This window comes from Methylophaga sp. UBA1464 (genome assembly GCF_002325665.1).
Classification (GTDB): domain Bacteria; phylum Pseudomonadota; class Gammaproteobacteria; order Nitrosococcales; family Methylophagaceae; genus Methylophaga.
The window spans coordinates 46,893-52,079 of sequence record NZ_DCSO01000109.1 but is presented as its reverse complement, the minus strand read 5'-3'; the positions used below and the strand labels follow the sequence as shown (position 1 = coordinate 52,079).

Annotated in this window: 6 protein-coding genes; 2 read left to right on the top strand and 4 right to left on the bottom strand. The window is 46.8% G+C overall.

Features of this window, described 5'->3' with window-relative positions; translation table 11 throughout:
- From metX to B3O33_RS14880, 4 genes are all read right to left on the bottom strand, one after another.
- Nucleotides 1-709, bottom strand: a 709-nt coding sequence (gene metX / locus B3O33_RS14895; RefSeq protein ID WP_292363890.1) for a homoserine O-acetyltransferase MetX, incomplete at its 3' end; no start/stop codon positions are given.
- Nucleotides 710-733: 24 nt separating this feature from the next.
- A complete protein-coding gene (locus B3O33_RS14890; protein WP_292361997.1) occupies nucleotides 734-1,309 on the bottom strand; it encodes a YggT family protein in 576 nt (191 codons plus the stop codon).
- On the bottom strand, nucleotides 1,302-2,138 hold the full coding sequence (proC, locus tag B3O33_RS14885) for a pyrroline-5-carboxylate reductase (protein WP_292361998.1): 837 nt from the start codon (nucleotides 2,136-2,138) through the stop codon (nucleotides 1,302-1,304). The genes B3O33_RS14890 and proC overlap by 8 nt, the downstream gene beginning before the upstream one ends.
- A gap of 47 nt (nucleotides 2,139-2,185) precedes the next feature.
- Entirely contained in the window at nucleotides 2,186-2,884 is a 699-nt protein-coding gene (locus tag B3O33_RS14880; protein WP_292361999.1) for a YggS family pyridoxal phosphate-dependent enzyme, read from the bottom strand.
- Between the two features lie 92 nt (nucleotides 2,885-2,976).
- On the opposite strand from B3O33_RS14880, the gene B3O33_RS14875 reads away from it, so the two are divergent.
- Nucleotides 2,977-4,014 carry a type IV pilus twitching motility protein PilT gene (locus tag B3O33_RS14875; protein WP_292362000.1) on the top strand — a complete coding sequence of 346 codons (1,038 nt, stop codon included), beginning with the start codon at nucleotides 2,977-2,979 and terminating at the stop codon, nucleotides 4,012-4,014.
- A 9-nt stretch (nucleotides 4,015-4,023) separates the two neighbouring features.
- Nucleotides 4,024-5,166: a PilT/PilU family type 4a pilus ATPase gene (locus tag B3O33_RS14870; protein ID WP_292362001.1), complete on the top strand. Its 1,143-nt coding sequence runs from the start codon at nucleotides 4,024-4,026 to the stop codon at nucleotides 5,164-5,166.
- Nucleotides 5,167-5,187 lie beyond the last annotated feature (21 nt).

Genomic DNA, 5,187 nt, shown 5'->3' with positions numbered 1-5,187 from the left:
CAGAAAGATAGGTGATATGCCCCAGCATTCTCGCCAGTCCCAGCCCTTGTCTGGGAACAGTATTAAATTCCTGATAGCGACCTTCGTGAAATTCAGGATCCGATTTAATTGCGGTGCGGGCGACTTCATTAAAGGCAATATTCTGGGCTGAGAGTTTTGGTGCGGCGGCGATCACCAGAGCGTGACCAACCCGTTCAGGCAGGGTAATCGCCCAGTGCAATGCTTGCATGCCACCCAGACTGCCACCAACAACGGCCGCCCACTTATCAATGCCTAATGAATCTGCCAGAATCGCCTGACTCTTTACCCAGTCAGCTACGGTCACTATTGGAAAATCAGGACCGTACAATTTGCCGGTTTGTGGATTAACCGTATTGGGGCCGGATGAGCCTTTACAACCACCCAGGTTATTCGGGCAAACTACAAAAAAATGATTGGTATCAATGGCTTTACCCGGACCAATTGCCGTATCCCACCAGCCAGGCTTGCGTTCTTCCAGAGAATGGAAACCGGCAGCATGATGATCTCCGGACAATGCATGACAAATCAGAACAGCATTGCTTTTATCTTCATTCAATGTGCCATAGGTCTCATAAATCAAATCAAATTGCGGCAGCACTCGACCACAATCCAGAGCTAGTGGCGTATCAATATGCAAGTGAGAAGGGGTTACCAATCCAACTGAGTCAGCTGGCAGGGAGTCCGACATAATGTATTGTGTCCTATAACAAAATTAATACTGGGGATAGGCTGTGCCGAGTAATAAAGGCATCACCAGCATCGACAGAACCTGCAGGCCTAATATGACGACTAACGGCGATAAATCAATGCCACCCAGTAAAGGCATTCTGCGCCTTACCGGATCCAGTAAAGGGGCATTAATCGCCTGGATCAGGCTGGCGACCGGATTGTAGCCTTGAGGGGCCAGCCAGCTGAGCAGAACTTCGATAATAATCGTGACAGTAAATAAGCTGATAAACAGTGAAAACAACTCTGCTACCGTGAACAGTATTAATCCGGTTAATGCCGGCCATGCACCTGCCAGACTGAGCAATAAAGTCAATTTAATCAGCGTAACCAGGATCAATAAAAGTAAAACAGCAGAATCAAATTTACGTGAGCTGGGCATAAAGCTGCGTAGTGGTGCACACAGCGGTTCAGTAATACGAATGATGGTCTGTATTAATGGATGCGTAAACGATGTTCTGATTAGCGGTAAAAGTAAGCGTATTGCAACGATGTACATATACAACTGAAACAGTGTTTCAATCAGAAACATCAATGGATTTGAGAAATAACTGTTAGGCATGGTGATCTTGTCCTAATTCATCTGCCAGTTCACGAGCGCGTAATGCCGCTGCCACTAACGCATTTTCAAATAGGCCGTGCAAACCACCATCCTCCAGTTCATGAATAGCTCTTTCAGTAGTGCCGCCGGGCGAGGTGACCTGTTTTCGCAACGTGCTGGCAGATTCGCCACTTTCCAGTGCCATTTTAGCGGCCCCAAATGCGGTTTCCAAACATAATAGTCTGGCTGTTTCCTGCGGTAACCCAAGCTCCACAGCTGCTTTTTCCATGGCTTCCATAACAAGAAAAAAGTAGGCAGGACCACTACCCGATAAAGCGGTGACAGCATCCATATGTTTTTCGTCTTGCAGCCAGATAGCTAGACCGCAGGCACGTAGAATTGATTCAGCCAGTTCATGTTGTTGATGAGTGACATTTTCATTGGCGAATAAAGCCGTAGCACCGGCTTCTACAAGCGCGGGAGTATTTGGCATGGCACGTACGATGGAGGCATGAGGTTTATCAAGCCAGCGGCTGATGTCTTTGATGCGAATTCCTGCTGCAATGGAAATCATCAGTTGCTGCTGTTGCCAGTCAGGATTGAGTTCCTTTACTACATCCTGAAGTTGCTGCGGTTTCACCGCAATAATAATAACGTCCGCGCCTTCAATGGCTTGACGATTGTCCGTAAATGTCTGAACGGGATAGCGACTGTTAAGTGATTCGAGTGTGTCCGGCTGTTTATCGGCAACATGGATATTGTCGGCAGAAATGCCATTGGCAATTAAACCACCAATCAGGCTGCGCGCCATATTTCCACCGCCGATAAAGGCGAGCTTACAAGGTATCATCTAATCAATCTCCATTGAGCCAAATGTTTAAGTGGGTAGTGTACTGGTTATTGTTTATCGGGTGTATGTCTCTCGCCAAACAAAGCGGTGCCAATCCGAACCATCGTGCTGCCCTGAGTGATTGCAGCCTGCATATCAGCAGACATTCCCATTGACAGTGTGTCGGCTTCGGGATGTGCGATTTTCAATTCAGAAAATAGCTGTTGCGCCCGACCAAAGGTATCCAGCTGTTTTTCCTCCGTCTCAGCAATAGCAGGAATGACCATTAAACCTCGCAAACACAGATTATCCAGTTGACTGACCGCTGCTGCGAGCTCCAGTAATTTTTCCGGCTGAACGCCGGATTTGCTGGGTTCGTTATCAATATTCACCTGCAGACATATATTAAGGGGTGTTTTATGTTGTGGCCGCTGAGCCGATAAACGCTGAGCAATTTTTAACCGGTCTACGCTCTGTACCCAATCAAAATGGACAGCAATTTCACGGGTTTTATTGGATTGGACCGGGCCGATAAAATGCCATTCCAATGTTAAATCATCTAACGCAGCGATCTTTTCCAATGCTTCCTGCAGGTAATTCTCACCAAAACGTGTTTGTCCGGCTTCGGCTAATTCTCTGAGCCGGGAGGCTGGCCAGGTTTTGCTTACTGCTAGCAATTTTACTGAGCCTGGATGTCTGTGCGCCTGTTGTTCTGCCAATTTGATGAAGTTCATCACAGATTGCAGACGTGTTTTTGAGTTTGTCATGTTGCAAGCCTGTCTGGAGCACGCTACCTTTAGCAGTATTCGCTATGTTGTCGTTGACGGGTAGCCGTAACTTTATGAATTAAGGAATGTGCATGGATATTACTGAATTGCTGACCTTTAGTGCAAAAAACAATGCGTCGGATTTGCACATTTCTTCCGGTGAGCCACCAATGATACGTGTTGATGGCGATATCAAACGTATAAACTTGCCGGCCATGGAGCATAAAGAGGTCCATGCCATGGTGTATGACATCATGAATGATCGGCAGCGCAAGGATTTTGAAGAGTTTCTGGAAGCTGACTTTTCGTTTGAGATTCCCAATCTGGCACGTTTCCGGGTCAATGTGTTTAATCAGAATCGTGGTGCAGCTGCTGTTTTCCGGACAATCCCTTCAACGGTCCTGACGTTAGAAGAATTGGGGGCCCCTGAAATTTTCAAACAGATTTCCGATAATCACCGGGGTATTGTACTGGTGACCGGACCAACTGGTTCAGGTAAGTCGACAACATTGGCTGCGATGATCAATTATCGGAATGATAAAGATAATGAACATATACTGACCATTGAAGATCCGATTGAGTTTGTTCACCGCAGTAAGAAGTGTCTGATTAATCAGCGTGAAGTTCATCGAGATACGCATGGGTTCAGTGAAGCCTTACGCAGTGCCTTGCGGGAAGATCCCGATATTATTCTGGTGGGGGAGTTACGTGATCTGGAAACCATTCGTCTGGCACTGACTGCTGCAGAAACCGGTCATCTGGTGTTTGGTACATTGCATACTTCCTCAGCGGCAAAAACTATTGACCGTATTATCGACGTATTCCCCGCCGCAGAAAAAGACATGGTACGTTCGATGCTGTCAGAATCATTACGTGCCGTTATTTCTCAGACCTTGCTGAAGAAAGTGGGTGGTGGTCGGATTGCTGCACATGAGATTATGATCGGTACCCCGGCGATTCGTAACCTGATTCGCGAAGACAAGGTGCCGCAGATGTATTCGTCAATTCAAACCGGTGGTGCCTTGGGCATGCAGACATTGGATCAGTGTTTACAGGATTTGGTCCGTCGTCAGCAAATCACCAAGCATGAAGCACTGCCTCGTGCTGTGAACAAGGACCTGTTCCGTTAGGAGATCAAAGTGGAAATTGTCACAATATTAAAAGCAGCTGTAAAACACGAAGCCTCTGATATTTTTATCACTTCGGGCAGACCTGCCACTTTAAAAGTAAATGGTCGAATGGCAACACTTTCACAGGAGCCTTTATCCGAAGAAGAGGCGCGTGAATTGGTATTGAGTACCATGAACGATGAACAGAAAAGGACTTTCGAGCGGGATAAGGAATGTAATTATGCCATCGATACCAAAGGTGCTGGTCGCTTCCGGGTCAGTGCACTTTATCAGCGTAGCCGTATTGCCATGGTTTTGCGACTGGTCAAAGGTGAGATCCCTACCATCGAAGAGTTGCATGTTCCTGAAATCATCAAAGAACTGGCAATGACCAAGCGCGGACTGGTGATGTTTGTTGGCGCTACAGGCAGTGGTAAATCAACCACGCTGGCGGCGATGATTGGCTATCGCAATCAGAACAGCACCGGGCATATTTTAACCATTGAGGATCCTATCGAGTTTGATCATAAACATGCAGGATGTGTTGTGACACAGCGTGAAGTTGGAGTGGATACGGATTCATACGAAATCGCCTTGAAAAACTCTTTGCGGCAAGCCCCGGATGTCATTATGATCGGTGAAATCCGGAGTCGGGATACCATGGACTACGGCATTTCATTTGCTGAAACCGGTCACTTATGTTTATCCACCCTCCACGCCAATAATGCCAATCAGGCGATGGAGCGGGTGATTAACTTTTTCCCGGAAGACCGTCACCAACAATTGTTTTTGGATTTATCTTTAAACCTGAAAGCCATTGTTGCCCAACGACTCATCCCCAAAAAAGATGGCGCCGGGCGGGCGGTGGCTGTTGAAGTGCTTCTAAATACGCCACTAATCGGTGATCTGATCGAGAAGGGGAAGGTATCTGAAATCAAGGATGTTATGAAACGTTCCCGTGAACTGGGGATGCAAACTTTTGATCAGTCCTTGTATGATTTGTACAGAGCTGGCGAGATTTCATACGAAGATGCGTTGCGAAATGCTGATTCAAGCAATGAAGTAAGGTTGATGATAAAGTTAGGTTCAGAGACCGGTGAACTCCCGGCCGAAGCCGGTGCCCAAGCTTTATCCCTTGAAATGGAAAATGAAACAATGGGCACACGTTTTTAGGTTTTTAGGGAGTTACAAAAT

What these genes read in the sequence shown, in the direction of transcription:
- B3O33_RS14875 (WP_292362000.1), top strand. Translation starts at nt 2,977, where the DNA reads ATGGATATTACTGAATTGCTGACCTTTAGTGCAAAAAACAATGCGTCG.
- B3O33_RS14880 (WP_292361999.1), bottom strand. Translation starts at nt 2,884, where the DNA reads ATGACAAACTCAAAAACACGTCTGCAATCTGTGATGAACTTCATCAAA.
- proC (WP_292361998.1), bottom strand. Translation starts at nt 2,138, where the DNA reads ATGATACCTTGTAAGCTCGCCTTTATCGGCGGTGGAAATATGGCGCGC.
- B3O33_RS14890 (WP_292361997.1), bottom strand. Translation starts at nt 1,309, where the DNA reads ATGCCTAACAGTTATTTCTCAAATCCATTGATGTTTCTGATTGAAACA.